The organism is Aurantivibrio plasticivorans (assembly GCF_055392955.1).
Genome location: NZ_AP036020.1, coordinates 4,118,112 through 4,143,515, shown reverse-complemented (window position 1 = coordinate 4,143,515; position 25,404 = coordinate 4,118,112). Strand labels below are relative to the sequence as shown.

22 protein-coding genes are annotated in these 25,404 nt (G+C 46.4%); 16 read left to right on the top strand and 6 right to left on the bottom strand.

What is annotated here, in order from left to right; all coding sequences use genetic code 11:
- Positions 1–41 precede the first annotated feature (41 nt).
- Both ACZ5NB_RS18655 and ACZ5NB_RS18650 read left to right on the top strand, forming a co-directional pair.
- The gene (locus ACZ5NB_RS18655; RefSeq protein WP_460234249.1) at positions 42–251 is read left to right on the top strand and encodes a hypothetical protein; all 210 of its coding nucleotides are present in this window, start codon (positions 42–44) and stop codon (positions 249–251) included.
- Positions 252–384: 133 nt separating this feature from the next.
- Positions 385–1,245: a prenyltransferase gene (locus tag ACZ5NB_RS18650; RefSeq protein ID WP_460234408.1), complete on the top strand. Its 861-nt coding sequence runs from the start codon at positions 385–387 to the stop codon at positions 1,243–1,245.
- A gap of 25 nt (positions 1,246–1,270) precedes the next feature.
- On the opposite strand, the gene ACZ5NB_RS18645 is transcribed toward ACZ5NB_RS18650, so the two are convergent.
- The 4 genes from ACZ5NB_RS18645 to ACZ5NB_RS18630 form a co-directional block, all read right to left on the bottom strand.
- Entirely contained in the window at positions 1,271–2,239 is a 969-nt protein-coding gene (locus tag ACZ5NB_RS18645; protein ID WP_460234247.1) for a helix-turn-helix domain-containing protein, read from the bottom strand.
- Positions 2,240–2,427: 188 nt separating this feature from the next.
- Entirely contained in the window at positions 2,428–3,375 is a 948-nt protein-coding gene (locus ACZ5NB_RS18640; RefSeq protein WP_460234246.1) for a helix-turn-helix domain-containing protein, read from the bottom strand.
- A gap of 303 nt (positions 3,376–3,678) precedes the next feature.
- Positions 3,679–4,686 (bottom strand): oxygen-dependent tRNA uridine(34) hydroxylase TrhO, encoded by a 1,008-nt coding sequence (gene trhO / locus ACZ5NB_RS18635; protein ID WP_460234245.1) that lies wholly within the window; start codon positions 4,684–4,686, stop codon positions 3,679–3,681.
- Positions 4,687–4,859: 173 nt separating this feature from the next.
- Entirely contained in the window at positions 4,860–5,957 is a 1,098-nt protein-coding gene (locus ACZ5NB_RS18630) for a PQQ-dependent sugar dehydrogenase (protein ID WP_460234244.1), read from the bottom strand.
- A gap of 151 nt (positions 5,958–6,108) precedes the next feature.
- Between ACZ5NB_RS18630 and djlA the strand changes: the two genes are divergently transcribed.
- Positions 6,109–6,918, top strand: a complete 810-nt coding sequence (djlA, locus tag ACZ5NB_RS18625; protein WP_460234243.1) for a co-chaperone DjlA — start codon at positions 6,109–6,111, stop codon at positions 6,916–6,918.
- A gap of 165 nt (positions 6,919–7,083) precedes the next feature.
- On the opposite strand, the gene ACZ5NB_RS18620 is transcribed toward djlA, so the two are convergent.
- Complete coding sequence (locus tag ACZ5NB_RS18620) at positions 7,084–7,641, bottom strand: Tll0287-like domain-containing protein (protein ID WP_460234242.1); 558 nt, start codon at positions 7,639–7,641, stop codon at positions 7,084–7,086.
- A gap of 1,002 nt (positions 7,642–8,643) precedes the next feature.
- Between ACZ5NB_RS18620 and ACZ5NB_RS18615 the strand changes: the two genes are divergently transcribed.
- The 9 genes from ACZ5NB_RS18615 (at position 8,644) to ACZ5NB_RS18575 (ending at position 20,280) form a co-directional block, all read left to right on the top strand.
- Positions 8,644–10,200, top strand: coding sequence for a cytochrome ubiquinol oxidase subunit I (locus ACZ5NB_RS18615; RefSeq protein ID WP_460234241.1), 1,557 nt, complete (start codon positions 8,644–8,646; stop codon positions 10,198–10,200).
- A complete protein-coding gene (gene cydB / locus ACZ5NB_RS18610) occupies positions 10,197–11,336 on the top strand; it encodes a cytochrome d ubiquinol oxidase subunit II (RefSeq protein ID WP_460234240.1) in 1,140 nt (379 codons plus the stop codon). The genes ACZ5NB_RS18615 and cydB overlap by 4 nt, the downstream gene beginning before the upstream one ends.
- A gap of 16 nt (positions 11,337–11,352) precedes the next feature.
- Entirely contained in the window at positions 11,353–11,463 is a 111-nt protein-coding gene (gene cydX, locus ACZ5NB_RS18605; RefSeq protein ID WP_460234238.1) for a cytochrome bd-I oxidase subunit CydX, read from the top strand.
- Between the two features lie 3 nt (positions 11,464–11,466).
- Positions 11,467–13,125, top strand: a complete 1,659-nt coding sequence (locus tag ACZ5NB_RS18600; RefSeq protein ID WP_464107715.1) for an ABC transporter ATP-binding protein/permease — start codon at positions 11,467–11,469, stop codon at positions 13,123–13,125.
- A gap of 21 nt (positions 13,126–13,146) precedes the next feature.
- The gene (locus tag ACZ5NB_RS18595; RefSeq protein ID WP_460234235.1) at positions 13,147–14,754 is read left to right on the top strand and encodes an ATP-binding cassette domain-containing protein; all 1,608 of its coding nucleotides are present in this window, start codon (positions 13,147–13,149) and stop codon (positions 14,752–14,754) included.
- 66 nt (positions 14,755–14,820) lie between these two features.
- Positions 14,821–16,167 (top strand): sigma-54 interaction domain-containing protein, encoded by a 1,347-nt coding sequence (locus ACZ5NB_RS18590; RefSeq protein ID WP_460234234.1) that lies wholly within the window; start codon positions 14,821–14,823, stop codon positions 16,165–16,167.
- Between the two features lie 386 nt (positions 16,168–16,553).
- Positions 16,554–18,953: a putative bifunctional diguanylate cyclase/phosphodiesterase gene (locus ACZ5NB_RS18585; RefSeq protein WP_460234233.1), complete on the top strand. Its 2,400-nt coding sequence runs from the start codon at positions 16,554–16,556 to the stop codon at positions 18,951–18,953.
- 2 nt (positions 18,954–18,955) lie between these two features.
- Positions 18,956–19,819 carry a DUF3034 family protein gene (locus ACZ5NB_RS18580; protein ID WP_460234231.1) on the top strand — a complete coding sequence of 288 codons (864 nt, stop codon included), beginning with the start codon at positions 18,956–18,958 and terminating at the stop codon, positions 19,817–19,819.
- A 5-nt stretch (positions 19,820–19,824) separates the two neighbouring features.
- Positions 19,825–20,280 carry a group I truncated hemoglobin gene (locus ACZ5NB_RS18575; RefSeq protein WP_460234230.1) on the top strand — a complete coding sequence of 152 codons (456 nt, stop codon included), beginning with the start codon at positions 19,825–19,827 and terminating at the stop codon, positions 20,278–20,280.
- Positions 20,281–20,325: 45 nt separating this feature from the next.
- Here ACZ5NB_RS18575 and ACZ5NB_RS18570 read toward each other — a convergent pair whose 3' ends face one another.
- Entirely contained in the window at positions 20,326–21,942 is a 1,617-nt protein-coding gene (locus ACZ5NB_RS18570) for an NINE protein (RefSeq protein ID WP_460234229.1), read from the bottom strand.
- 261 nt (positions 21,943–22,203) lie between these two features.
- On the opposite strand from ACZ5NB_RS18570, the gene ACZ5NB_RS18565 reads away from it, so the two are divergent.
- The 4 genes from ACZ5NB_RS18565 to ACZ5NB_RS18550 all read left to right on the top strand — a co-directional run bounded on the left by ACZ5NB_RS18565 (position 22,204) and on the right by ACZ5NB_RS18550 (position 25,403).
- Positions 22,204–22,719, top strand: coding sequence for a glycoside hydrolase family 108 protein (locus ACZ5NB_RS18565; RefSeq protein ID WP_460234228.1), 516 nt, complete (start codon positions 22,204–22,206; stop codon positions 22,717–22,719).
- Positions 22,716–23,198, top strand: coding sequence for a 3TM-type holin (locus ACZ5NB_RS18560; protein ID WP_460234227.1), 483 nt, complete (start codon positions 22,716–22,718; stop codon positions 23,196–23,198). Before ACZ5NB_RS18565 ends, ACZ5NB_RS18560 begins: the two co-directional genes overlap by 4 nt.
- Positions 23,199–23,537: 339 nt before the next feature.
- A complete protein-coding gene (locus ACZ5NB_RS18555) occupies positions 23,538–24,599 on the top strand; it encodes a hypothetical protein (protein ID WP_460234226.1) in 1,062 nt (353 codons plus the stop codon).
- A 198-nt stretch (positions 24,600–24,797) separates the two neighbouring features.
- Positions 24,798–25,403 (top strand): transglycosylase SLT domain-containing protein, encoded by a 606-nt coding sequence (locus tag ACZ5NB_RS18550; protein ID WP_460234225.1) that lies wholly within the window; start codon positions 24,798–24,800, stop codon positions 25,401–25,403.
- The last annotated feature ends 1 nt before the right edge of the window (position 25,404 follow it).

Here is a 25,404-nt window from a genome sequence, read left to right as displayed (position 1 = left end):
GATAAGAATAATACAGTCACTACAAAGGACAGTTAATAGCCATGAGACAGCCACGTGCAGCCCATGTAGGGGTTACCTTCAACAATACCGTGATGTTAAAAGCCCAGCTAAGAGAAGAAATTACGCGCCTAGAACGGCAAATGCAGACGCTGCGTAGTGGCCCGGATGCAGCCAACTTCGGTTTGTTGCAGTCCTATAAAGAAATGATTCATTCGCGTCGAGACTTACTCAGTAACCTGCCGCGTCATTAAATTAAATGACAGGGGTTTTGTTGAGCCCCTGAAAGCATCCCTCCTACTCATCGCTCATTAATTGATTACAATACTGCGCTTTCGCGGTTGAGTTCATTTGAGGTGCGGTTTGCTTCTATCCATCCTTGGCGCCATGCGCCTACCCTTTTTAATTCTGACGCCTATTTGCGTTTTTTTGGGCATAGCGACAGCCGTTGCAAGTGGAGCCAGTGTGGAGTGGCAGCTGGTGCCAGTTGTATTGGCTGCCGCAGTCGCCGCGCACATTAGTGTCAACACTTTGAATGAATATGCCGACTTCCGTAGTGGCCTTGACTTAACGACACGTCGTACGCCTTTCAGTGGCGGGAGTGGTGCTATACCAGCTAATCCCGCTGCATTGAATGCTGTTCTATTAACGGGGCTACTGTGCCTGGCTATAACGATGGGTTGTGGTATCTATTTAGCAACCGTCCGCGGCTGGGAACTCATCTTCGCAGGCGTAATTGGCGTGGCGTTAGTTCTATTCTATACGCCGTGGATTAATCGCCTGCCGCTGCTGTGCTTAATTGCCCCAGGGCTTGGGTTTGGTGTATTGATGGTAGTGGGGAGCCATTGGGTATTGGTAGGTAATATCACTTTACAAGCAATCATGGCGAGCCTAGTCCCGTTTATGTTGGTAAATAATCTGCTGTTGTTGAATCAATTTCCCGATGTAGATGCCGATCGTGCAGCAGGTCGGCGTCATATACTTATCGTATATGGTACGTACGTTGGGGCAGGTGCTTATGCCTCGGCTGTGGTGGGGTGCAGTTTAGTCGTAATTCTCGGCTATGTGTTCAATATATGGAACACATGGGCTTTGTTATCCATACTGCCGCTGTTCGCTGCGGTGGGCATTTCGAGGGTGGTTTTGAGAGATCATGCAACCTTGGGGGAGCGTACCGATGTCCTTGGGGTAAATGTTGCAATAACCCTGTTAACCCCCCTGCTGTTAGCTGTTGGTATCGTCTTGTAGTCGATTTGTGGGTGTCTAATACACATCAATCGACTACGCTATTCTCAACTTCGCGGCGGTGATTTCTTACCGTATCGCTGGGTAATTCTAAGAATAATTTGCTATAGCTTTGACTAAAGTTTCCCATATGGGAAATGCCGTATTTATTAGCAACTTCGGCAATGCTGACTTTTTTGTTGGCGGAGGCGATAAGCGCTGCGCGAACTAAATTAAGTTTTAGGTTACTCGCGTATTCTCTTGGGCTTAAATCTAGATATGCATTAAAAATTAATTCGACATTGCGCTGGTGGGTGTGAAGGTAATCTGCCAGCTCAGAAATCGTAAATTTTCGGCGAATATTATTGTTGATGAAGCCCAGTGCACGATCGAGTAATTTTGCGTTTGAGTTGCTGCGTAAGTCCTCGTAACGTACAGACTTCAATAATTCACCCAGCAAGGTGATGAGTGCCAGTTTGTCAGTCTGGTTAATTTTTTGAACTAGATCGTCATTCGAGTTTGCTGCTTTCTCTAGCAGTATATCGACGTGGTCAAAAATTGGCTGCGTAATCTCCGGGGTTGCCAGGGCGATGTCAAAGCCCTGGTGATAAAATTGCTGGAAAACTTGTGCGCACTCTTCGTCCATATACTGTTGAATAGACTTTTTGTTTAATAATAGAGCGTAAGTTGTCGCACCTTGTTGTGTAAACACCTCCCATTGTTTGTCTCCCGCAATCGTGCAGATTGTTCCTTTACCGAAGTATCGCCCTTTAACGTAGGTTTTGCCTTCTTCTGGGTGCAGCAGTAAACAAATAAACCCTTCCGGAATTGAGGCAATTTCTCGCAGTGAGGTAGAACAAATTCGTCGCACAATGGATATGTCGGTATTACCTAGTAACTCAATATCACAGCAAAAACTTCCACGGCTCAGTTGCTGAGCTGTGATGAGTTTCCACGGCAAACAGTCAGCCACTTGTTCGGCATGTCGTACTTGTGTGAAGCGGTATTTATTCGTCATACAACTAGAGGAAGGTTGACCTAGGTTGTTTACATCTACTAGGCGTCCTCTTTTTTTTCGTGCTCGAGTGTGACGGCCTAATGCGGTAGTGCTTTATAGCATAAGCATGGGATAGGCCATTATCCCTTATGCGAATAGTTACTAAATAGAGCGTGATTTATAAAAAACACAGCGTTTGGGCGTGATAGCTAGGTGTGTGTTTTAAGGCTTTGGCGCAGTGTCGCGCTGGGGAGTTCGCCAAACATTTCCGAGTAGTTTTTAGCAAATTTGCCAAGGTGCTTAATGCCACAGCTCTCCGCAATGCTGGCTATACTTTCATTAATTTCTGGTGCCAAAAGTTTTTTTCGCGCAGCATTCAATCGAATGCTAGTGATAAATTCATTTGGCGGTATGCCGATGCGTTCCGCAAAGGTTATTTCGAGATTGCGGCGACTTGTCGTGCAGGTGGCTGCAACCCGATCAAGTGTCACGGCATGAATGGGTGTGTCGATAATAAAGTTAGTCGCGCGCTGAAAAATTCGTGAGCGGGAATTGGTGCGTGCATTAACTACAGATTCTTTGGAAATATTGGCGTTTAGCGTATGGAGAAGATCTGTTTTCTGGCTGCTTACATCCGCATTTTTACTTTCGCTGGCCAATGTAAAGATTGCCTCTAGATGCGTAAGCAGCTGACGATGAAAATCTTTAGATGCGATTTGTTGTGGTGAAGAACCATTGGTTACTGATTGTAGGTCCCTAAAAAACGAAGGGCTAATTGAGTTTTTAGATAGGCTCTCAGTGAACCGTACACTGTAGAACGAAACGTTTGCAGGGATGATTTGCAGAAATGCTCTTGATGCGTGTGCAATCGAGATTTCACCTTCAGCGAACGCTAGACCATCAGGTCCAAAAAAAGGCTGCTCGCCAGTGGCGAGACCTAAAGCAAATTGTTTCTCAGGTACCGTGAGGAACTGGCAGATCATTTGCGACAGCCTTCGTCGTGCCAGCCACATGTCATCAAGTGCGATAACGTCTATTTCGCCACTAAGTGGTCCACGTGTTAATTGGATCGGCGCACGAAAATTATTGACCGAATTCCGAACCATGCATTGTTCAATTTTGGTTGGGGAGATTCGTTCATAGCCGGAAATTGTCATCGTTATAGTGGCCTCGTCATCAACCCGCAAGTCTGTCGGTTTGTGGCGCGTAAATCAACATGGAAGCGCTTCAAATCGTGAATCAGTCGACTTAGCGGCTAAATCGGCGTGCTGACAAAGCGTTTGGGGTTGCATAATGCAACTTGAGGTGCAGGTTTTAGCTGCTCAATAAATTGGACGTTGAGTCGACGTTGCGGTGAGGTTAAAAATACGAAATCAAGAGAGGAGGGGCTGCAAAAGACGCTTTTCGATATTGCTTACGTTGATAAAGTGGGCTGTATTGCACAGCCCAGTCACCAAGCACTAGCCTTGTTTTAGCGATTGCTCACGTTGGTTGGCGCGAAGACGCTGCTTGGCGGCGCGTTGTTTACGTAAACTAGATCGTGCATCGCTACCTATGTGCACTTCACCACGGCGCTTGGCTAGCTGAAGTTGCTTTTGGCGCTCGGCAAAGCGCTGTTTTTGTTCAGCGCTGACCTTGTCGATACAATGTGGGCAGCTGACGCCCTTCTCGTAATGAGGGCTAGCCTTGTCCTCTTCGGTGATGGGAAGGCGGCAAGCGTAGCATTGATCATACTCGCCGCGTTCAAGTTGGTGATTGACGGTCACCCGATCATCAAACACAAAGCATTCGCCTTGCCACAGGGTGTTTTCTTCCGGCACTTCTTCCAGGTATTTAAGGATGCCGCCTTTTAGGTGGTAGACCTCATCGAAGCCTTGCTCTTTTAGGTAAGCAGTCGACTTCTCGCAGCGAATCCCACCGGTGCAGAACATGGCAACTTTTTTATGTTTTTGAGGGTTGAGGTTTTCCTTCACATAATCCGGGAACTCGCGAAAGGTTTCGGTGTTTGGATTTATGGCGTTGTTAAATGTGCCTACCTGATATTCGTAGTCGTTGCGTGTGTCGACCACAACTACATCTGGATCACTGATTAGTGCGTTCCAATCTTTAGGTTCGACATAGGTGCCAACGACGCGGTTGGGGTCGATACCTTCAACACCCATGGTGACGATTTCTTTTTTGAGTTTGACCTTACTGCGCTTAAACGGCAGTTCTTGTGTATAGCTTTCCTTGAAATCAAACTCAGACAGCGCAGGCTCCTGACGAAGCCAGTTGAGCACGGTATCGATGCCTTCTCGGCTACCAGCAATGGTGCCATTGATGCCTTCGGCTGCGAGCAGCAGAGTGCCGCGGACGGTTTGTTCGAGCATTAATTGTAGAAGTGGTTCTCGAAGTGATTCGAAGTGGGGGAGTGCGACAAATTTATAAAGCGCGCACACCACCACAGGAAGGTCCTGTTGGTCTGACATGATTAACCTCTTAGCTAGCTGGAGCGTAAATCCAGGGCTGTTATCAGGGTATTGTTATCAGGGCTGAGTGGATGCCTGATCTATGCGATCCCCGCTATTCAATCTAAGAAACGGGGGCGCGGATTGTACAAAACCTAAGCGGCTAGGGCCAGAGGCTGGTCATGGTTAAACGGTTATGGGATGAGCCTGAGAATCCCGTTGCCCTCGGTGGCCACGTAGAGATAACCGTCAGGCCCTTGTTTGACGTTGCGCACTCGGCCGATGTCTTTCATGACTATCGCTGTATTAGTCACGGCTGATTCGGTGGTGGAGCACAATACTAGGTAGCGAAACTTTAACGAGCCGACCAGTAATTTTCCTTGCCACTCTGGATACTTATCGCTGGTGACAAAGGTCATACCAGAGGGCGCGATTGAAGGGTCCCAATAATGAATAGGGGATTGGTAGCCTTCTCGCTCTGTGCCTTCCGCGAAGGCGGTGCCAATGTAATTGATACCATAGCTGAGAATCGGCCAGCCATAGTTTTCTCCGGCTTTGACGATGTTAATTTCATCGCCACCTCTGGGACCGTGCTCGTGAATCCATATCTCACCGCTGGTTGGGTGAGTCGCCATCCCTTGCGGATTGCGGTGTCCCCAGGAGTATATCGCTGGTTTTGCTTGTTTATCACTAACGAAAGGGTTGTCTTGAGGAATGCGGCCATCGTCACGGAGACGATAGATTTTGCCTCCGTCACGGCTAAGGTCTTGCGGGTTGGTGTCGCGATCGCCTCGCTCTCCGATTGAAAAAAACAGCATTCCACGGTTATCGAATTCAATGCGAGAACCATAATGCTGGCCGCGCCGAGAATTGGGTTCTGCCTTATATAAGGTTTCTATGTTGGTCAAACGATTACCGTTAAGCTGCCCACGAATGATCGCGGTATTGCTACCTTTGCCCTCGCCCTCTGGGCTCGAATAAGAAAGGTATATCCAACCGTTTTCGTCATACTGGGGGTGAAGTTCTATGTCTAGCAGCCCGCCTTGTCCGTTAGCATGAATGTCAGGGAGCCCTTTAATTTCAGCGGCGATTTTTCCGTCGCGAACTCTATAGAGAGAGCCACTGCGCTCTGTGACAAGCATGTCACCCTGCGCTTGGCCGTTGGATGGCGGCAGCCATGCCATCCCCCAGGGCACGTTGATGTCTTCGATATAGGTTTCGGTTTTCGGCTCTGCAAAGGCAGAGACGCTAACTATGGCGGTTAACGTAAGCAGGCTCTTAATAAGTGTCATGTGCTTTCTCGTATTATGAGGTTCATATCGAACTGACAATGGTATTGATGAATAGTTTAGCGCGCTTTTTGTCTGCGGCTATGCGTCATTTCCGTATCTTCCTTGTGTTACAGTGCGCTCTATAAATTGGTTCTAGAGAGATGTTGTTAGCATGTTTGGCAAAATTATTGGCGGATTCCTGGGGTACCTTGTGGGCGGAGGCAGTTTTTTTCTGGCTTTACTGGGTGTGTTTGTGGGACACATTTTTGATACCGGTTATCGCCAAGCCCAGCTGCGTTTGCGTCCTTCCCCTGAGCAGTTGAAGAAAATACAAGATACATTTTTTAAAACAGTATTCCAATTGCTGGGGCACCTAGCCAAGGCTGATGGGCGTATATCAGAAGAGGAAGTGCAGCAGACAGAAGCGTTTATGGTGCAGATGGGCCTGACCCCAGAGCATCGCCGCGAAGCAATTGAGCTATTTAAAGCCGGGTCTCAGCCAGAATTTGATGTGCAGGCAGCCCTATCTGAGTTTAAGCGTGAGTGCGGACTGCACGCGAATCTTGTGCAAATGTTGTTGGTGTATCTCATTCATGTGGCACTTGCCGATGGCGAGATCGATGAGGCCGAACAGAGAGTATTACACGACGTAGCGAAATCACTTGGCATGCCATCGTTCGCCTTCGAGCAAATGATTCGTATGATACGCGCTCAAGAATCATTCCGTACGCAATCCGGTGGTGCGGGCTATTCGCAAACAGCATCTGCAGATCAACTGTCCATGGCTTATGAAGCATTAGGCGTTAAGCCTGAAGATAGTGACGCAGTTATAAAGCGAGCGTACCGTAAACTAATGAGTCAGTACCATCCGGATAAATTGACTGGTCAGGGTGTTCCTGAAGATATGATCCAAGAGGCAACCGAGCGTAGCCAGGAAATACAAGCCGCTTACGATACAATTAAAAAATCTCGGCAAAAATAAAATCGCATGCCGCAGTTCGGGCATGTTCCCAGTATTGTTAGTCGCCGTAATTCAAAAGCGTAGACAAAGACGATTTTATTTTCGCATTTATTACGTAGGTATCGGTTGTCGCAAAAAAACGCGTGGCGCACTGGATAAGGCGCCAGTGGCTAATGTTGTTAAGCATTAAAAGTGGACAACAAATGCTCCACGAAGCTCGCCTAGTTTGTAACCTCGTGCTTGGTCACTTGGATAATATTGATTGAGGGTTCTTTCAATCGACGGGGCGATGTTTTCTCCGTGGCACACTAGGCACGGCGGCTGAATGACGATGCCTTTGTAGTAGCGAGTTACCCCGTTGCCATTATGTAATTTTTCTAATGGCGCATTGGCGTTGCTCGTGAGCTGGTCGCTAAATTCTTTTAATACGTTTAGGTCTATTGCATCTGGTGCATCGGCTGGATTTCGAACTCGGTCAGTAATGCGTTTCACAGTCACTTGGTTTTGCTCGCTAAGGCTTTGGGCAATTTTTTGTGCTTCTTTATTGCAAACTTCGATAGCACTAATCGGTCCACCTTCTTTCATAGCTCCTTTTAGTTTGCCACTGAGTGTGGAGTGAAAATGACTCACAATTAGCCTCCCTCTCTCCGACTGGGTCGGCATGGTGTTATCGTCAGGTTCTGCGGCTAACGCGGAGCAATGTAGCGCAACTAGCATGGTGAGTGTGTAAATTGTCTTGCCCATCGTTTTCCTCGATTTTAATTAGGTGGTCAATTCTGTGCGGGGTATACGCAATACCCTTTCGGTAGGAATTATGGCTCAGCAGGAAATATGCCAGCTAACTTTGCATTGGTGTCCTCTCTGAGCCCAGATGTGGAGGGGCCTAAGCTGATAACCGAAGGCGAGCCGGGACAGCCTGCGCCAATAATGGCAATTTTTGTGTCATTAATGGCGTGTTTTCTAAGTTTTACCAAATTTTAATGTTAGGCAGCGATCTAACTTATTGTTTTAAAGGGGTTATCTCGCCCCCTTCTACTTGGCCTATTCCTTGCTGCTGCTCAAGTCGTTATATCAGTAATTTCTAATATAGCGGCATGCTTGGCTATACTCTATGTGTTCTCGGTTTTCTATGGCACCACTAGTGAATATCTGCGGTCTTGATCAATTTGACAAGAATGCTTCTTTAAAGGAGGCAGCATATCCCAGTCAATAGTTTTAGGATCGCGATAGGGTTCTTTGGGCTGGTCGTAGTGTGGGCGCAGGGGAGTTGGTTTCTCGCTTATTTGCAGCGCTCTATGCTGACCCATTTCTATTTAGTCATGCCCATTCCGTTAATGCATCCTTCAAATTGCTGGCTGGCAGAGTGAACGTTTGATTATGAGTTGGTGGGTCACTGCGGATAGCAATATTGTTGTGGCGCTATTGGCTGTTGCTGAGGACACAATGTGTTTCGCTGGATTTTTGTTAGGTTTGGTCTATTTTTCTGGCTGATTGTCCAATTACTGGTTAGGAAGTGGTTTCTCTGGTTGGGTGGTCTTCCTAGGTGTTTGCGCCTGCGTATTTCATTTTCTTGGTTCCTCCCGCAGTGTTCAAGTTCATAGGCTTTATCGGCGCTGTTGGTGCTACGATTTTTTATACAAGCCATCAGAGTGTATCGAGCGAAAGAACTATGCCAGCTATATTTGATGGTTATCTCACATGCTATTGGTTGTCCAATTTTGTTCCACCCTTATGGAGTAGCGGTATATGAATGAAACTCTTATTGAGCTGTCTCGTTGGCAGTTTGCAATTACTGCGATGTACCACTTTATCTTTGTGCCGCTAACGCTCGGGATGACTTTCCTGCTGGCTATTATGGAGTCCGTCTATGTGATGACGGGGAAAACCATCTACCGCGATATGACCAAATTCTGGGGTAAATTATTTGGGATTAATTTTGCTATTGGTGTTGCTACAGGGATAACCATGGAGTTTCAGTTCGGTATGAACTGGTCCTATTACTCTCACTATGTGGGCGATATTTTTGGCGCGCCGTTAGCAATCGAAGGGTTGATGGCGTTTTTTCTTGAGTCGACGTTTATTGGGTTGTTTTTCTTCGGTTGGGACAGAATGTCAAAAGTTAAGCACTTGGTCGTTACCTGGTGTGTGGCTTTAGGTAGTAATTTCTCTGCGTTATGGATTCTCATTGCAAATGGTTGGATGCAAAATCCTCAAGGCTCTGTGTTTAATTCGGACACGATGCGCATGGAGATGACAAGCTTTGCTGATCTGTTGCTAAACCCGGTTGCACAAGTGAAGTTTGTTCATACCGTATCGGCTGGATACGTCACAGGATCGATGTTCATTCTAGCGATATCTGCATACTACTTGCTTCGCAAAGAGCACGTAGCCTTTGCTCGGCGTTCCTTTGCGATCGCTGCGAGTTTCGGTTTGGCTTCGGCGCTATCAGTGATTGTGCTTGGCGATGAAAGCGGCTATGAGCTGGGTGATGTGCAAAAAGTAAAATTGGCAGCGGTTGAAGCAGAGTGGAAAACCCATGAGCCGCCTGCGGCGTTTACTCTCTTCGGGTTCCCGAATGAAGAAACGCAACATACCGACTATGCCCTTAAAATTCCCTATGCGATGGGAATCATTGCAACGCGTTCCTTTGACGAGCCTGTTTTGGGTTTGCAGGATTTAAAAGCAATGAATAGGGAAAGAATTATTAAAGGCGCTGAAGCTAATGTGTTGCTTAAGCAGTTGAAGGCCGGTGGTTTGAGTCAAGAAGAGGCTAAGCGCTTTGAAGATCTTAAAGAACATTTAGGCTACGGCCTTTTATTGGAGCCGTTTGTTGACGATATTGCGCGGCCAACCGAAGAGGGTATTGAGAAGGCGGTAGACTACAGTATCCCAGGTGTTGCACCAATGTTCTGGTCGTTTCGGCTCATGGTAGGTTCAGGTTTCTTTATGTTAATGGTGTTTGCTTTAGCTTTTTGGTTTAGCGCTAAACACCATGTTGAAAAGCCAAAATGGCTTTTACGTTTAGCGTTATTTAGCTTGCCTTTGCCTTGGGTTGCAAGTGAGGCAGGCTGGTTCGTTGCGGAGTATGGGCGTCAACCTTGGGCGATTGCAGAAGTGTTGCCGATTCATACGGCCGTTTCGAACTTGGCTGTAAGCGATCTAGTGATTTCACTCGTTACGATTAGCTTGTTTTACACTGTTATGTTTATTGCGGGGCTTTATTTGATGGTGAAATTTGCGCGCAAAGGTCCAGCTAAAGAAGCAGAGAATACTGACGGTCACCTGCAAGGAGTAGAGCTATGATTGATTACGAAATACTACGTCTTATTTGGTGGGTTTTGGTCGGCGTCCTGTTGATTGGGTTCGCAATTACCGATGGTTTTGATTTAGGTGTTGGTGCTTTGCTTACATTTGTGGGGCGGACTGACACTGAGCGCCGAGTGTTAATAAATACTATTGGGCCTCATTGGGATGGAAATCAAGTATGGTTTATTACTGCCGGCGGAGCCATTTTCGCGGCGTGGCCAATTATCTATGCGACGGCTTTCTCTGGGTTCTACTTAGCTTTGCTGCTTACACTGGCGGCACTATGGATGCGGCCGCTAGGTTTTGATTATCGCAGTAAGCTAGAGTCTCCCCGTTGGCGACTTACTTGGGATTGGCTCTTGTTTGTTGGTGGTCTGGTGCCGGCGCTGATTTTTGGTGTTGCGTTTGGCAACCTGTTGCTGGGTGTTCCTTTTGAAATGGATAATACTTTAAAAGCAACTTATACCGGTTCGTTCTTCGGATTGCTAACACCATTTGCTTTGTTGTCCGGTTTAATTAGCGTTTCGATGTTAATGATGCACGGTGCCACCTGGTTGCAGCTCAAAACAGATGCCCAACTTCGATCGCGTTCTGTAGCAGTCGCAAGTATTTTTGGTGGGGTCACAAGCGGCTTGTTTGTGTTGGCAGGTCTCTGGGTAGCATTTGGGCTAGATGGGTATGCTCTAGTTTCTTCTGTGGATGGCGCAGCGCCATCGAATCCGCTGAATAAGTCAGTTGAAATTGTGTCAGGCGGTTGGTTGAGTAATTATAGTAAATACCCCTGGATGTTGATTGCGCCTTTGCTTGGAACACTATCTCCCCTTGCTGTTATATGGTTTTCAAAGCAATCGCAGACTGGTATGGCTTTTGTGTTTTCTAGTGCTAGTCTAGCGGGCATCATTATGACAGCTGGCTTTTCGATGTTTCCATTTTTGATGCCTAGTAGCACCATGCTAAATGCTTCCCTGACAATGTGGGATGCGACGTCCAGTCATTTCACTTTGGCCGTCATGTTTTGGGTTGCTATGATCTTTGTGCCTATTGTGCTGGGATATACAGGTTGGAGTTTCTATACCATGCGTGGCCGAATAAAAGAATCACACATCGTCGCAAATTCGCATTCACTATATTAACTTGAGAAGACAATTTATGTGGTATTTTACTTGGATCTTGGGCGTATTACTGGCTTGCTCTTTTGGCATAATTAACGCTATGTGGCTCGAATCAGTGGAGGACTTGGATCGAGATGTTGAGCAATAGCTGATGGTGGATGAGCAGCGGAATAAGGAGCTAGTGGGTTGGCTTGCATCGCGTGCTCAACCGTTTGAGAGAGTTATCTCCCTCATCACCTTTTTGTCTATTGGCAAATTTATTGTTCAAGTGATGTGTTTATGGGTGCTGACGGGCATTCTAAACACTATGTTAACTGAGGCGGATCATGACCGTTCGGCACTGTTGTGGTTGTGTTTGTTTTTTTCTTTGCAGTTAGCCGCACAGGTCCAAATTGATAGAGCAAAGTCATCATTATTTGAGCGGGTGGGCATTTCTTTCAGTGATCAACTGAGTGATGTGCTTCGTTCGCGTAGCTTGGCTGTTATTCGAGACCACTCTTGTGCAGCATGGCAATTATTTTATATGAAGCGCCTTGTTGCAATTCAGGAGTACTATTCAAACTACCTTCCCCAGAAACGTTTAGCGACTATTATCCCTTTTATTGTCCTACTTCTTGTCATTCCTATTAGTTGGGTGGTTGCGCTATTGTTAGCTGTGTCCGCGCCACTGATACCATTGTTCATGTGGGTTATGGGGCAGGGTGCGGCAGAAGCACACCGTGAACATTTCAAAGTCATTGAGCGGTTGAGTGATATTTTTCAAGATCGTTTACGTGCGAGACAACTAATACATGTTCACCATGCATTGCGGCGACAGCAGGAAGTGTTTTCGCAGGCGGCCATGATCGTTCGCGATCGTACGTTGAAAGTGGTCCGGCTTGCATTTCTTTCCTCATCAGTCCTGGATTTTTTCGCTACCTTGGCAATGGCGTTAGTGGCTGTCTTTGTTGGCTTTAGTTTGTTGGGAGAGCTAAATTTTGGTAGCTGGCGATCGGGGTTAAGCCTTCATGAAGGCCTATTTTCACTAATGATTGTGCCGATATTTTTTAATGAACTAAAAACATTGGGGCGATTTTATCATCAGAGAGCGGAGGCTATAGGTGCTGCTGATCAATTATGTGAAGTGCTTAGCCCAAATTCGAGAGTTGATGTCTATTCGAATGTCGCGCGCGAGTTGAATCTTAACAATATGGAAATCCGTGTGCCTGGTGGCGATGTGCTGGTTGGTGCGAGTCACCTTGTATTAGATGTCGGCGATAAAGTGCTAATTAAGGGCGCATCGGGAGCGGGTAAAACAACATTGTTAGAAGCGCTTATCGGAATACGCGAAATGTACGCTGATAACCCGCATCATCTAAATCCAAGCCAGGTGGCCTGGTTGACTCAATCGGCTGATATAGTGGCTGGTAGTGTACGTGAAAACCTGTGTCTGAATATTGCTGACTACAATGATAGGCAATTATTGGAAGTAATCGACAAGGTTGGGCTGACGGGTTGGCTTAATCAGCAAGCGCTTGGTCTTGATACTCCTATGGGGGATTTGCCGCCTCTTTCTGGTGGGCAGCGCCAGCGATTGGCAATTGCTCGTATCATTTTATTTGACCTTCCTATCGTTTTTCTTGATGAGCCGACCGCACATTTGGGACCAGCACAAGCACAGCGGGTTGTTCGGTTGTTGAAAGAGCACGTAAAAGATAAAACAGTACTTTGGATTAGCCATGATAAAAATGAAGACGAGTTGTTCAATAAAATATGGTTTTTAGATGGTCATAGATTGCATGAAACACACCGAGGTGCTTTATGTGCTTAGTCTTATACAGTTTTCCTACGTATGAAAATAAATAACACAACAACTGCTTTTGCTTATTTACTTGCCGCGATTAGCGCTAGTGCATCGATAATATTATTGATGCTATCAGGTTGGTTTATAGCGGCATCTGCTCTTGCGGGGCTGTCAACGGCAGGGTTGGTGTTTAACTATGTTGTCCCTGCTGCGAGTATTCGGTTGTTGGCATTCGTTCGAATCATTAGTCACTATGGAGCAAATTATATCGGGCACGACAGCTTGTTGTTGTATCTACATGGCTTGCGCTTACGTTTGTTTGGGCGAGCTCTCCAATGGGAAAGCTGCGCCCCAATCGAGGAAGAGGTTGAGCGTTTAAACCAAGATGTTGATAAAGTGGCTAACAAAACCCTTGCCGTAAATATTCCCCTTGTTAGTGGCTTATGTTTGGCCATGCTGATTGGAGGCGTTCTATCCGTTTTTTCGCCTGTTAGTGTACCGTTGTTTAGTATTTTTATGCTGATGGTGATGATCGGTTTCATGGTGTTATATCGTGCATATTTGCGACAGTTGACTGAGTTAAATAACCGATCAAAGGACTTTTTAGCCACGTTCACCCAGGCTTTACGGGGCGCATCGCTGTGGAGTATGTCGGATCTACTGCAGCCTTCTATGGAGTCTTATAAGCGATTACTGATACACAGAAAACTAATAAGAGTATTAACTAGTCAAGCAGAATCGCTGCTGCTACTTTGCGCGTATGCAGGTATTGTTGTCGCACTGTGGTCGATACCTGATGAAAGCTTGGGTTCACCATTCTTAATTTTATTGCCTTTGGTTCTGTTGGCTGTCCCTGAGTGGCTGGCACCTGTGATGCGAGCGCAGCTTCCGAGAGCAGAAGCGTGTCTTGGGCAGCAACATCTTGATAGTGAAATATCTCGACACGAATGCGACGAAGTAGGCTTGAATGTAGCTCCCTTGGTTGGGTCTAACCCACAGCCGCCGCTAGTGGTTAACGAAATGCAGCTGATAGACTTTGCATGGCAGCGTGGTCAGTGGGTTGGCTCGGCAATCTCTTCGAGCTTTAAAAAGGGCCAACTAATTGGTGTTCAAGGTGACTCAGGGTGCGGTAAAACTTCTCTTTTATTAGCCTTGGCGGGCTTGCTTGGATACCAAGGAAGGGTGGAGATTAATAAAAGAGCTTCGAGTGGCCCTGTCGCATTACATAGCGCTTCTATTCATTATTCTGAACAGATGCCAGTTGTTTTATCGGATAGCTTACGGAATAACTTGCGGATAGCGTCTGCCAATGCAAGTGATGCCGTATTGAGTGAAGCTCTGTCGTTTGCGTGTCTCGATTATATGCGCGATAACTTAGATGAGTGGCTAGGAGAGCATGGTAGGACTCTTTCGGGCGGCGAGCGCAAGCGGCTAGGTTTGGCGCGTGCTTGGTTAGTGAACGCCGATGTATGGATGTTAGATGAGCCATTTGAGGGTCTAGATGAAGTGACAGCAAAACAGCTTGCCGGTCACCTTGAGAATATAATACCGCAGCATATTGTGCTGCTTGTATCGCATCGTCCCGTTAGTAATTTGCATTATGATCAAACGATAATGCTGAGTGAGCCGACTTCACAAGCAGCGCCGCATAGATAAGCTTGACTTAAAGGCGGTCTTGCGCCATTTTTGGCAGCCTTGTCAATTTTGTCATAAGGCGCCGGAGTGGAAAAAATCGCAAGCGATAGATTGGCTCAGTTTTCCCAGCTATCTGGGGTGCTAGAAATTTTTGAGGCCCCTGCGATACTCCTGACCGTTGATTATCAAATTCTTGCTTACAATCAAGCCTATCGTTCAGCATTTGGGGAAATTACCCTTAATGGTGAGGTGTCTTATTGTTATCACGTCTCCCACGGTTACGACAAACCCTGCGACCAAGCAGGTGAAGATTGTCCTCTACATAGAGTTCGTCAAAGCTCGCGTAGAGAGCGAATACTTCATATTCATCAGACACAAAACGGTAGCGAACATGTAGAGATCGAAATGCTGCCGATTCGCGATGAGTATGGGATTGAGCTATTTATAGAGATCATGAGGCCCATCCCCCTCGCGAGCGGGAATCATCAACACCAAACAATGGTCGGGAACAGTCATGCGTTTGTTTCCATGCTGGATAGAATTTCAAAAGTAGGCAAGAGTGACGCTACTGTATTATTGCTTGGTGAATCAGGTACAGGTAAGGAGTTGGCGGCGAGGGCCATTCATCAAGCGAGTGACCGTAAAGACAAACCGCTTATTACACTAGAATGTTCAGGCTTGACTGACGCCCTATTTGAAAGCGAGTTATTCGGCTATGTAAAAGGCGCGTTCACCGGAGCAAACACCACTAAGCAAGGTTTAGTCGAGCTTGCCCATGGCGGCACCTTGTTTCTGGACGAGGTGGCTGATATTCCGCAAAGTATGCAAGTTAAGCTGTTAAGGCTTCTTGAAAATAGAACGTTTCGTCCTTTAGGGAGTACGGAAGTAAAGCGTAGTGACTTTCGGTTGGTGTGTGCTACGCATAAAAATATCAAAGCATTAGTCAGACAAGAAAAATTTCGTCTGGATCTGTTTCATCGGATCAACGTGTTTCCTATTCACCTGCCAGCGTTGAAAGAACGATTGGACGATGTGCCCTTAATATCTCAGACATTGTTACGGCAGTTAGAGCCAGAAAAACACTTTACTTTGACTGATGACGCAGTGGCAATAATTACTCACCAACCTCTCAAAGGGAATATTCGTGAACTAAGAAATATCCTCAATAGAGCTATAGTTCTGTCAGAAACCTCAGTTATTGATGCAAAATTGATTGGTGAGAGTATCGCTGTAGACGACGCATTCTATGACGACGATGAAGAGGTAATGTCTCCAGCCAGCAAGGAATGGGTGGATTTGAAAATTGCGGAGCAAAATTACATTTCCGACGTGCTAACCGCACATAATGGCAATATAAGACAGGCGGCGGACATTCTTGGTATCAGTGTGCGTTCGTTGTACAGGAAAATGCGTGAAATAGCAGGTAAGAATTAATTCGTCTGTTGGCCACGGGCGGGGAAAGCAAAGCCTGGTTAAACTGTAAAGAATGTTATTTTTTATGCCTATAAAATGATAAATAGCGCTAGATTTAGCGTGATGTTATTAAGCACTATTGTGAGTTCATGGCTGCCTGGGTAGTATGTTTAAGCGTATGCCTTTTTAGTTGTGTACACTTCTCGGTTTGAGGTTTTAGGGTCGATGATTTTGAGGATCTTTCCTCTAACGTTGATTGTCTAGGCATCCGCTTTGAACCGTAACCATTTTTAAACGTGTAAATTGTTCTCAAGTAATGCGTTATTCTATCGCGTAGCGTTTCTACACCTGAGTAAATCGTTTATTCAACCCTTGTCGACCTTTTAGCACTGGCAGATCGAATTAGCATGGCAAAGCCTTTACAAACGCACATTCTGCGCTTACTCACCGGCACGCTCGTTGTGACCACTTTAGCTATTACGCTTGCCGTGTGGGTTTCAACAAATACTCATGTGCGAGGACAAATTAGTAATGAACTAACGGTCGGGCGCAGTGTTGTCGAGCGTTTGCTTTCAACTCGAGAGGATCAGCTGCTTGCTTCAGCTGAAGTACTTACTGCGGACTTCGGTTTTAAACAAGCCATTGCATCCGGCAACGAGAGAACTGTCGGCGACGGATTGGCCAACCACGCGAGTCGTATTCATGCCGATCTTTTAGCTCTGGTCTCTTTAAAGAACAAGATTATTGCTTCTTCCAGTCTGGCATTAACACCCCAGCAACAATTTCCTAGTGATGAATTGATACAGCGTAGCTTGGCACACAGCGGCGCATCGGATTTTATCAAGCTCAACGATGATATTTATCAAATAATCGTGCTTCCGGTTCGCGCTCCTCTACCCGTTGGCTTGGCTGTCATAGGCTTTCGCGTGAATCAAGAATTCGCAAATGACCTCAAACAGATCTCTGACCTTGATGTGAGTTTTGTTGCGCGCCAAAATGATGTTTCATCTGTCATTGTGTCGACATTGGAGGATGCGGATTTAGACGATGCTCTGAATGATGTTGGCTCCTTTTCAGAAATCCGATTGCCACTATTCAGCGATCGGCAGTACGTGACAGAGCAATTGGTGTTGTCTGATGAATCAAAGATAATTGTTTATCTTTCTTCTTCTGTCGATGCGGCGTTCGCGAGCTTTGATATGCTGCAGATTGAGATTTTATTAATTACTTTTGTTGCCGTAATTGCCGCCCTCATTGGTGGTATTCTGTTTGCGCGAAAAATGGCGTTACCGCTTGAAGCGCTTTCCGTACTGGCTGGAAAAATAGCGGCGGGGCAGTACCAAGCAGCCAGAACTGCTGGTGGTAATATTCAAGAGATTGGTCGTTTTATTGCCGCATTTTCTCGAATGCAGACAGATTTAAAAGAGCGGGAAGAGCGAATCACTTACCAGTCAAATCATGACGACCTAACGAAACTGATAAATCGGTCTCGAGCGGTATCACGTTTGGATGAAATTATCCGTGAGAACGAAGCTCAATATAAAGCAGCCCGCCACTATAGAAACGTAGAGTCAATCCTGCCTGCGATTGAAGTTATTGTTATTAATATTAGAGATTTTCGAGAAATTAATGACTCGCTCGGTCATGGTGTGGGTGATCAGTGCCTTATCAGCGTGGCAGCGCGCCTAAAAGATCTTTGCGGACCAAAACAATTTGCTGCAAGGTTAGGCGCTGATGAATTCCTTATTATATTTCAGCGAGGAGCGGCAACTTCTAAACCTGACAAGTTATTGAGTCACCTGCAAGAACCCTACGCAATATCCGGTGTTACTATTCATCTGAGATTTTTCTTGGGCGTGGCATCCTTGCCGGATGACTCAAGCGATGCAGAGGGGCTGATCAAAAAGGCAGGCATCGCATTAGATTTGGCCCGGCGGAACCGAGCGCCCTACGTTTGCTACGATGCCTCAGTCGAAGAAAATCACCGGAACCGATTGCAACTACTGGCGGATTTGAAGAAAACGCTGCATGAGGAAGATGGGCAGCTGCGCGTGTATTACCAGCCTAAGGTCGGCTTGCAAGACGGGGCCGCGGAACGGTTTGAGGCGCTTTTACGTTGGTCGCACCCCACTCGTGGGCTGGTCTTGCCAGATGCGTTTGTGCCTCTTGCCGAGCAAGGCGGACTCATCCAGCAATTAACAGAATGGGTGGTTGAAACGGTAATAGATCAGTTGGGCGATTGGAAACAGCAGGGGTTGCTAGTCAAAGTGGCGGTTAATTTGTCTGCGCAAGACTTATCGTCACCTAATTTATTAGAGTTAATTGACTCACAGTTACGAGTAAACAATGTACGCCCATCATCAATTTCGTTTGAAATTACTGAGTCTGAATTGATGGGTGACCCAGAAGAAGCGATAAACCTTCTTAATCAGTTTCGCGAAAAAGGGTTCGAATTGTCAATCGACGATTTTGGTACTGGGTATTCTTCGTTGTCGCAGCTCAAAAATATGCCGGTTAACGAACTAAAAATTGATAAAAGCTTTGTTACTGATTTAGATACGTCGAACCACGACCAAATTATTACGCGTTCAACCATATCTTTAGCACGTAGTTTTGGTTTAAGTGTCGTAGCGGAAGGCGTGGAGACTATTGAAGCGCTCAATCTGCTTAAAAAATGGGGGATTGATTGGGCTCAAGGCTATTATTTCGCAAAGCCTATGTCTGCCAATCAAGTTCCAAAGTGGATTATGCAATTTAATCAAAACCCTAAAAAGATTCACGCACTACAAACAAAGGTCAATAATTAAAGATGGTAGTTGATGTTAGAAAACGCATTCTAAAAAGCCTGGCGATAAGTCTTATCGCGGTCATTCCTTTGGCTGCTAATGCTGGCGGTGGCAAGTTGCTGGAGGCGGCGGGTGTGTCGCAAATGGAAGGTAGTGGCGGCGGTGGTCTTGTGCCTTGGGCGACAATCGCCGGTTATGGTACAGATGAAGAGCTTGCTGCCAGTATTTTCACGACGCGCACCGATTTTCAAGACTACCGCTTCAATGCCTACGGGGCTGCATTTAGTTTATATAATCGGGTTGAACTATCGCTCGCTCGGCAATCGTTTGATATTTTTAACTCACCCAATGAAATAGAACAAACTATTGTAGGTGCTAAAGCTCGCGTTGCTGGTGATCTAATTTATTCATATTGGCCGCAGGTCAGTGTTGGTGTGCAATACAAAAAGCTACACGATTCAGCTATTGCTGAATCGCTCGGCGCACGCGATAGTGATACCGGTGTTGATGCCTATGTTGCGTTTACTAAAGCGCATCTGGCGGCTGCATTTGGTTATAACGTGCTATGGGATGTTACATTGAGGGCAACCAAGGCAAATCAATTTGGTTTGTTGGGGTTTGGTGGCGATGACAATGACAGCTATGAATTAATGATTGAGGGAGCAGTGGCTGTATTGCTGAGTCGACATATTGCTGTGGGTTTCGAATATCGACAGAAGCCAGACAACCTGGGTTTTGTAGAAGAAGATGACGCTTATGATGCTTTTATCGCTTATATTCCAAACAAGCACTTTAATTTAGCATTTGCTTGGGCGGAGCTTGGGACGATGGCGGGATCGGAAGATCAATCCGGTATTTATTTTTCTTTGACTGGCTACGTTTGGTGATGGTGATGAAAAAAATAATAAAGTGCCAACCTTTTTTGTCAATCAGAGTAGCACTGATTCTGACTTGTGTTGTTTCGTTTGGTGGCTGTCAGTCCCTCAATTCTGCGGGTACTCTCTACAATGAGCTTGGTGGTAAGTCAGGTATCGAGCGTATTATGGGTGAGTTTCTCACTGCGCTATCGCGAGATGAAGTGCTTTTAAAATATTTTAATGGTGCAGATGTTGAACGCTTTCATGCCAAGTTTAGCGAGTTATTGTGTGAAGTGTCTGATGGCCCTTGCGAGTACGCAGGTAGAAATATGGTCGATATTCATACTGGAATGCAGATTAGTGAAGCTGACTTTAACCATACGGTTGATTTGCTCGTTCTCGCAATGAATCGTGCGGATATTTCACACCCGGTACAAAATAAATTGCTTGCACGCCTAGCGCCTATGCGTGCTGACATTATAAAGCGCTAGAACACCAATCGAACGTGTCGTGCCGTGTTTGAGCGTTGATTTATTTTAAGGGTGAAAGCTCTTTACAACGTCAAAAAATGCCGCTTCGTTTTGTGAGAAGCGGTTTTCTAAACTCCAAGTAAATACTTGATAATATCGATTGTGGTCGTGATACAGCGCCACCATGTAAACGATATCGTAGCCATCTTCGTGCGCGCTAAACTTGAGTATTTTTCCTGGGCGTCCTTCGTCGCTAGTGATATCGGACCGCGACAGAAGTTTGAAATCTGTTAAAGCAGACGCGTAGTAGTCTTCAATGGCGGGTCCAAAATCGACTAAGCCGCTAAAATACGCTTCGTTATCCTCCTCTTCAAGAAGCAATACGTAGGCTTCGCGATAGATATTGCCCGCATTGATCGACGCTTCGTCGTTTTCAGCAACACCCTCTTTCCAGCTGTTCGGGACTTGGAGGGTGGCTGTACTTTCAACTGAGCGCAACGTTTTTGAACCTACCGTAGCCTTTTCGGCGGGTGCGGCATCAGAGCCACCGCGGCAGTCCGGTGGCCGATATTTATCGGGCATTGTGCCACCTTTACATGACCAACTAACCGCTGTGATTAACTCTCCATCAAATACGTAATTAGGTTCTAGTGTGATCGTCATTGCATTGCCGTTGTTCGCGAAGGGGATATAAGTGCCGACAATTGCTCCAGATTCATTCAGCTCGACTGACTGTAAATGTGTCGAGGTTACCTGGATAGAAATCCCTGCATCATCGAGTGATGCAGGTGGAGTCCCCGCGTTAACGGTAACCCTTGCCACTTCTCGCGCTGTATCATGCAAAGCGATCAAGCCCTCTGATACTTTGGCGCGATGTGTATAGTCTTGGTAGGCGGGTAATGCGATTGCAGCCAAAATACCGACCACAGCGATAAATGGCACAATGCAAATCGCGACGATAACTAGCGCAGAACTCTTAGGGAGATGGCCGTACTTTTGTTGCCATTTAGCGTTAGACATAGCCCAAAAGTAAATAGCCTCGATTAGTGTGACTGGGAAAATGACACCCAAAAGACCGAAAGGAATATAAAAAACGCCCCACCATTGCCGAAGGTAAAAGCGATGGATCCCAAACCCACCCAGGAAAAAGGCTAGGAAGCCAGCGGCCACTTTACTTGGGCCGTTTTCTTGAATAGGGGCTGCGGCGCCGCAACTTGGACATGTCGAAGCATTGGCTGCCATGCGAGCACCGCATTGGCGACAAAACAAATCCTTATCAACGCTTGCAGTAGGTGCGCTGTAAATTGATTCGCCCCTATTGTTAGCGACCGTTGCATTGGTAGGCTCTGTCGCTTGCTGCGAGGCTGGAGCTGGAGCTGGAGCTGGAGCTGGAGATGTTGGTTCGATGGGGGTTAGTGAAAGTGCCTCTTCAGGTTCCTTGTTGAGTGCAACGATTTCCGATTCTACCCCGCAGCTTTCTATGGCTCCGGCTAGTTTTTTTGCCACACTCTCGGAAACGCCTCGCTTAATGGCGACTCGCCTCTGTTTGAACAGAGCCTCAACTTTTTCAGGCGGTAACTTAAAGCGTTGCGCTATGTTTGCTTTGGCGGCTGACAAAGCATCTTTACTGGCTTCTTCATTGTCAATTAGGTTGTTGACGATGTAGACGTCATATTTTGTCATTGCACTCTGTCCCTGGCAGCGAAATAGGCCTCATTTGACGCTTAAAGTACCTTAAGCTATGTCGTTGGTCAAAAGCAGCTTGCCGACTATTTTACGGTGAGTTTGCATATATGAGGACTGCGCTAGATATAGATGATGTCGACTCACTCGAAATCCGCTAGGATGCGTTCGGTAAGCACAAACAAAGTGTTCTTAAAGTGAGTCTCTGATGCGGTTCACTTGTGACTATTTGATGATTTTACAACATGACAAGGAGGTAATATGGCTGATTTCCAACCTGCATATGAAATTATGATCCGCAATGAAGGCGGTTATCGCAATCATAATGTCTCAGGCGACCGGGGCGGGCAAACCTATGCTGGTATCGCTCGAAACTTTCATTCGAATTGGCAAGGCTGGGATCTGATCGATAACAACGATCTGGAAAATCCAAAACTCACCGAGCTTGTATTTGACTTTTACAAAGAAAAATTTTGGGACAAAATCAGAGGCGATCAAATAGAAAGTCAACGTATCGCGCAAACGCTATTTGACTTTGCTGTGAATGCCGGTGTGCGCACTGCGTCTAAACTTGCGCAGTTGGTTGTTGGATCAACCCCTGACGGGATAATCGGCAGCAAAAGCTTAGAAAAAATAAATGCTGCCGAGGAAGAATTGTTTGTCACAAAGTATGCATTAGCAAAAGTTGCGCGCTATACCGAGATCGTGAAGCGTGATCGTTCACAAATCAAATTTTTAGTCGGCTGGTTGAATCGTACACTAGGAGGTGTCGCATGAGTTTAAATTTATTAGGGATTGGAGACATCGTAAAAGGTGTCGGTGGACTAGCTGATGATTTATTTACCTCGGATGAAGAGCGATTAAAAATTGCATTACAAGAGCAAGAAATTAACGCGTCGCTCGCTAAAAGCCAAATGGCTGTTAACCAGGAGGAAGCGCGCCATGGTTCAATTTTTGTGGCGGGCTGGCGGCCATTTATCGGCTGGGTCGGTGGAATAGCGTTAGCTTATCAATTCGTGCTTTATCCACTGCTTGTATGGATATGGGCGCTCGGTCAATCGCGCGGCTGGATCCCCTGCCACATCGCTGATGTTGAAGCGGCGTCATCAGCAGCTTGTACCTTTTTACCGCCCCCTGTATTAGATGCCGGACCATTGTTTGCGTTGATTACAGGCATGCTGGGTATTGGTGGTATGCGATCTTTTGACAAGCTCAAAGCTACCGATACTCGCCAGGTTGGAGGCAAGAAAAAATAGCACAATTAGGGGCGCGCAAGCGCCCGTTCTTTCCTCTAGCCACTAGGTTGAAATCACGCTGCTGTTGAGCAAATAGGGAAAATGGTTCCGTCTCTGCATTTTCTGCAATGTAAAGAAATCAGCGTACTGAGTGCGCTGTAGCCCTTACAAACGTTAATATTTATTTAGTTTGTTTCCAAGCTAGCGACACGTTGATAAGCTGCCCGCCATACCAAAAACATGCCGCCCGCACTGTTTTTTTGGCGAACGTGTGTTGTAAGGACTATCGGTAAATATCTGAATACGGTAACTACAACAACACACCTTTGTTCGTATGCATAGAACGTCTTGGAGATCCGTATGACCATAACTCTTCCCAAAAAACTGACTGTCAGCTTTGCGTTAGTTTTTGCTGCTACCTTGGGTAGTAGCAATGTGATGTCACAAAAACTGTACGACGGTTACAAAGTCCCTAAAAATGAATTTGGTCAGCCAGACCTACAGGGCTTTTGGACCAATGTTTCCTTAACCACTACGACGCGCCCCAAAGAATTCGGTGATCGGTTGGTATATACCGAGGAAGAAGTTCGTGTGATTGAAAAAGATGAAGCGGACTACGTAGCACTGCGCGGTGAAGCCACTGACCCTAACGCCGGGGCGGAGCATCAAAGCGAAGGTGACAAAGTCAAGCGGCCACGATTCCAGTCGGCGGGGGGTGCGGTAGGTGGATATAATCACTTCTGGATTAACTCCGGCGATCGTGTCATGCGTGTGGGCGGCGAGCCACGCACCTCGTTGCTGACTACAAAAGACGGGCAGATCCCCAAAACCAAGTCGGGAAAACCTGCACCACGTTACTATTCGCGTTTCGGTTTTCAAGACCGTATGGGACAAGCTGAAACCATGTCATTAGGTGAGCGCTGCATCATAGGGTTCGGTCGTAACGCAGGGCCGCCCATGTTTCCAAATGGCTTCTACAATAATAACTATCAAATCGTGCAGTCAGCAGACACTGTGATGATTCTGGTTGAAATGAATCATGATGCGAGAATGGTTCGTCTAAACGCCGAGCACAGTAAAACCGACGCACGTCCCTACTTTGGTGACTCGATCGGTCACTGGGATGGCAACACCTTAGTCGTTGAAACGACTAATATCCCTCAAGACCAAGCATTTTACGGCTCATGGAAAAACCTTAAGGTCATTGAGAAGTTTACGCGTGTTGCAGAAAACCGCTTGCACTATGCCTTTAGCGTAATTGATCCCGATGTATGGGCCGAGCCTTGGGGAGGTGAATACGAATTCTCAACCCTTGATGGGCAGATCTTTGAGTACGCATGCCATGAGGGCAACTATGCGCTGCCCAATATGTTGAAAGGCGCTCGATTAGAAGAAGAGAAAAAGGCTGCAGCGAAAAAATAATCAAGTATCTGAACTAATATTCCAAAGGGGGCAGTATTGCCCCTTTCTTTTATCTTCCTCCTAACGTTGACATGGCAACTAACTGAAAGCTCATCCTTGCTAGACGGTTGCTCGTCGACAAAATGAGAACCAATTCTCAAACACTCTGCTAAGCTTATCTCGTTCATCTTTCTAAAAAATACTTAGAGAGCCCGCGTAATGAGATTCCTCGCCAACACTACTTTGCTCTGCTTGTGCACTGCTCTTCCGCTAACAGTTAACGCTGGGCCGAAGATTTATAAATATGTAGATTCAAAGGGACGCGTTACCTATTCGGATCGCTCTTTTCATGATGGCTATGTAGAGCTCAAGAAATCCTGGAAAGGCTGGGTAGACCCGGGTACAACCAATAATTATCGAGAAAACAAAAAGAAATATCGAACATTGATTGCCGAAACATCGAAAACGCACGAAGTACCTAATTGGCTAGTGCATGCCGTGATTCACGCGGAAAGTTTCTACAATTCCTACGCGGTATCTAGTGCAGGTGCCGTAGGTTTGATGCAATTAATGCCGGGTACTGCGCAGCGCTATGGTGTCACCAATCGGCAAGACCCCCGCCAAAATATCTCTGGAGGCGTACGTTACTTAAAAGATCTTCTAGAGATGTTTGATGGTAATGTGGAGTTGGCGGTGGCGGCGTACAATGCGGGTGAAAACGCGGTGAAAAAGCACGGCAATCGAATTCCCCCGTATCGAGAAACAAAGCATTACGTCCGCAAAGTATCAGAGTTGAGCCAGCGTTATAAATCGCAAACTATTTAAC

Coding starts and splice junctions, on each gene's coding strand:
- ACZ5NB_RS18565 (WP_460234228.1), top strand. CDS start 22,204: ATGGCTGATTTCCAACCTGCATATGAAATTATGATCCGCAATGAAGGC.
- ACZ5NB_RS18570 (WP_460234229.1), bottom strand. CDS start 21,942: ATGACAAAATATGACGTCTACATCGTCAACAACCTAATTGACAATGAA.
- ACZ5NB_RS18585 (WP_460234233.1), top strand. CDS start 16,554: ATGGCAAAGCCTTTACAAACGCACATTCTGCGCTTACTCACCGGCACG.
- ACZ5NB_RS18580 (WP_460234231.1), top strand. CDS start 18,956: ATGGTAGTTGATGTTAGAAAACGCATTCTAAAAAGCCTGGCGATAAGT.
- ACZ5NB_RS18575 (WP_460234230.1), top strand. CDS start 19,825: ATGAAAAAAATAATAAAGTGCCAACCTTTTTTGTCAATCAGAGTAGCA.
- djlA (WP_460234243.1), top strand. CDS start 6,109: ATGTTTGGCAAAATTATTGGCGGATTCCTGGGGTACCTTGTGGGCGGA.
- ACZ5NB_RS18615 (WP_460234241.1), top strand. CDS start 8,644: ATGAATGAAACTCTTATTGAGCTGTCTCGTTGGCAGTTTGCAATTACT.
- ACZ5NB_RS18600 (WP_464107715.1), top strand. CDS start 11,467: ATGGTGGATGAGCAGCGGAATAAGGAGCTAGTGGGTTGGCTTGCATCG.
- ACZ5NB_RS18640 (WP_460234246.1), bottom strand. CDS start 3,375: ATGACAATTTCCGGCTATGAACGAATCTCCCCAACCAAAATTGAACAA.
- ACZ5NB_RS18560 (WP_460234227.1), top strand. CDS start 22,716: ATGAGTTTAAATTTATTAGGGATTGGAGACATCGTAAAAGGTGTCGGT.
- cydX (WP_460234238.1), top strand. CDS start 11,353: ATGTGGTATTTTACTTGGATCTTGGGCGTATTACTGGCTTGCTCTTTT.
- ACZ5NB_RS18550 (WP_460234225.1), top strand. CDS start 24,798: ATGAGATTCCTCGCCAACACTACTTTGCTCTGCTTGTGCACTGCTCTT.
- ACZ5NB_RS18650 (WP_460234408.1), top strand. CDS start 385: ATGCGCCTACCCTTTTTAATTCTGACGCCTATTTGCGTTTTTTTGGGC.
- ACZ5NB_RS18595 (WP_460234235.1), top strand. CDS start 13,147: ATGAAAATAAATAACACAACAACTGCTTTTGCTTATTTACTTGCCGCG.
- cydB (WP_460234240.1), top strand. CDS start 10,197: ATGATTGATTACGAAATACTACGTCTTATTTGGTGGGTTTTGGTCGGC.
- trhO (WP_460234245.1), bottom strand. CDS start 4,686: ATGTCAGACCAACAGGACCTTCCTGTGGTGGTGTGCGCGCTTTATAAA.
- ACZ5NB_RS18655 (WP_460234249.1), top strand. CDS start 42: ATGAGACAGCCACGTGCAGCCCATGTAGGGGTTACCTTCAACAATACC.
- ACZ5NB_RS18620 (WP_460234242.1), bottom strand. CDS start 7,641: ATGGGCAAGACAATTTACACACTCACCATGCTAGTTGCGCTACATTGC.
- ACZ5NB_RS18630 (WP_460234244.1), bottom strand. CDS start 5,957: ATGACACTTATTAAGAGCCTGCTTACGTTAACCGCCATAGTTAGCGTC.
- ACZ5NB_RS18555 (WP_460234226.1), top strand. CDS start 23,538: ATGACCATAACTCTTCCCAAAAAACTGACTGTCAGCTTTGCGTTAGTT.
- ACZ5NB_RS18645 (WP_460234247.1), bottom strand. CDS start 2,239: ATGACGAATAAATACCGCTTCACACAAGTACGACATGCCGAACAAGTG.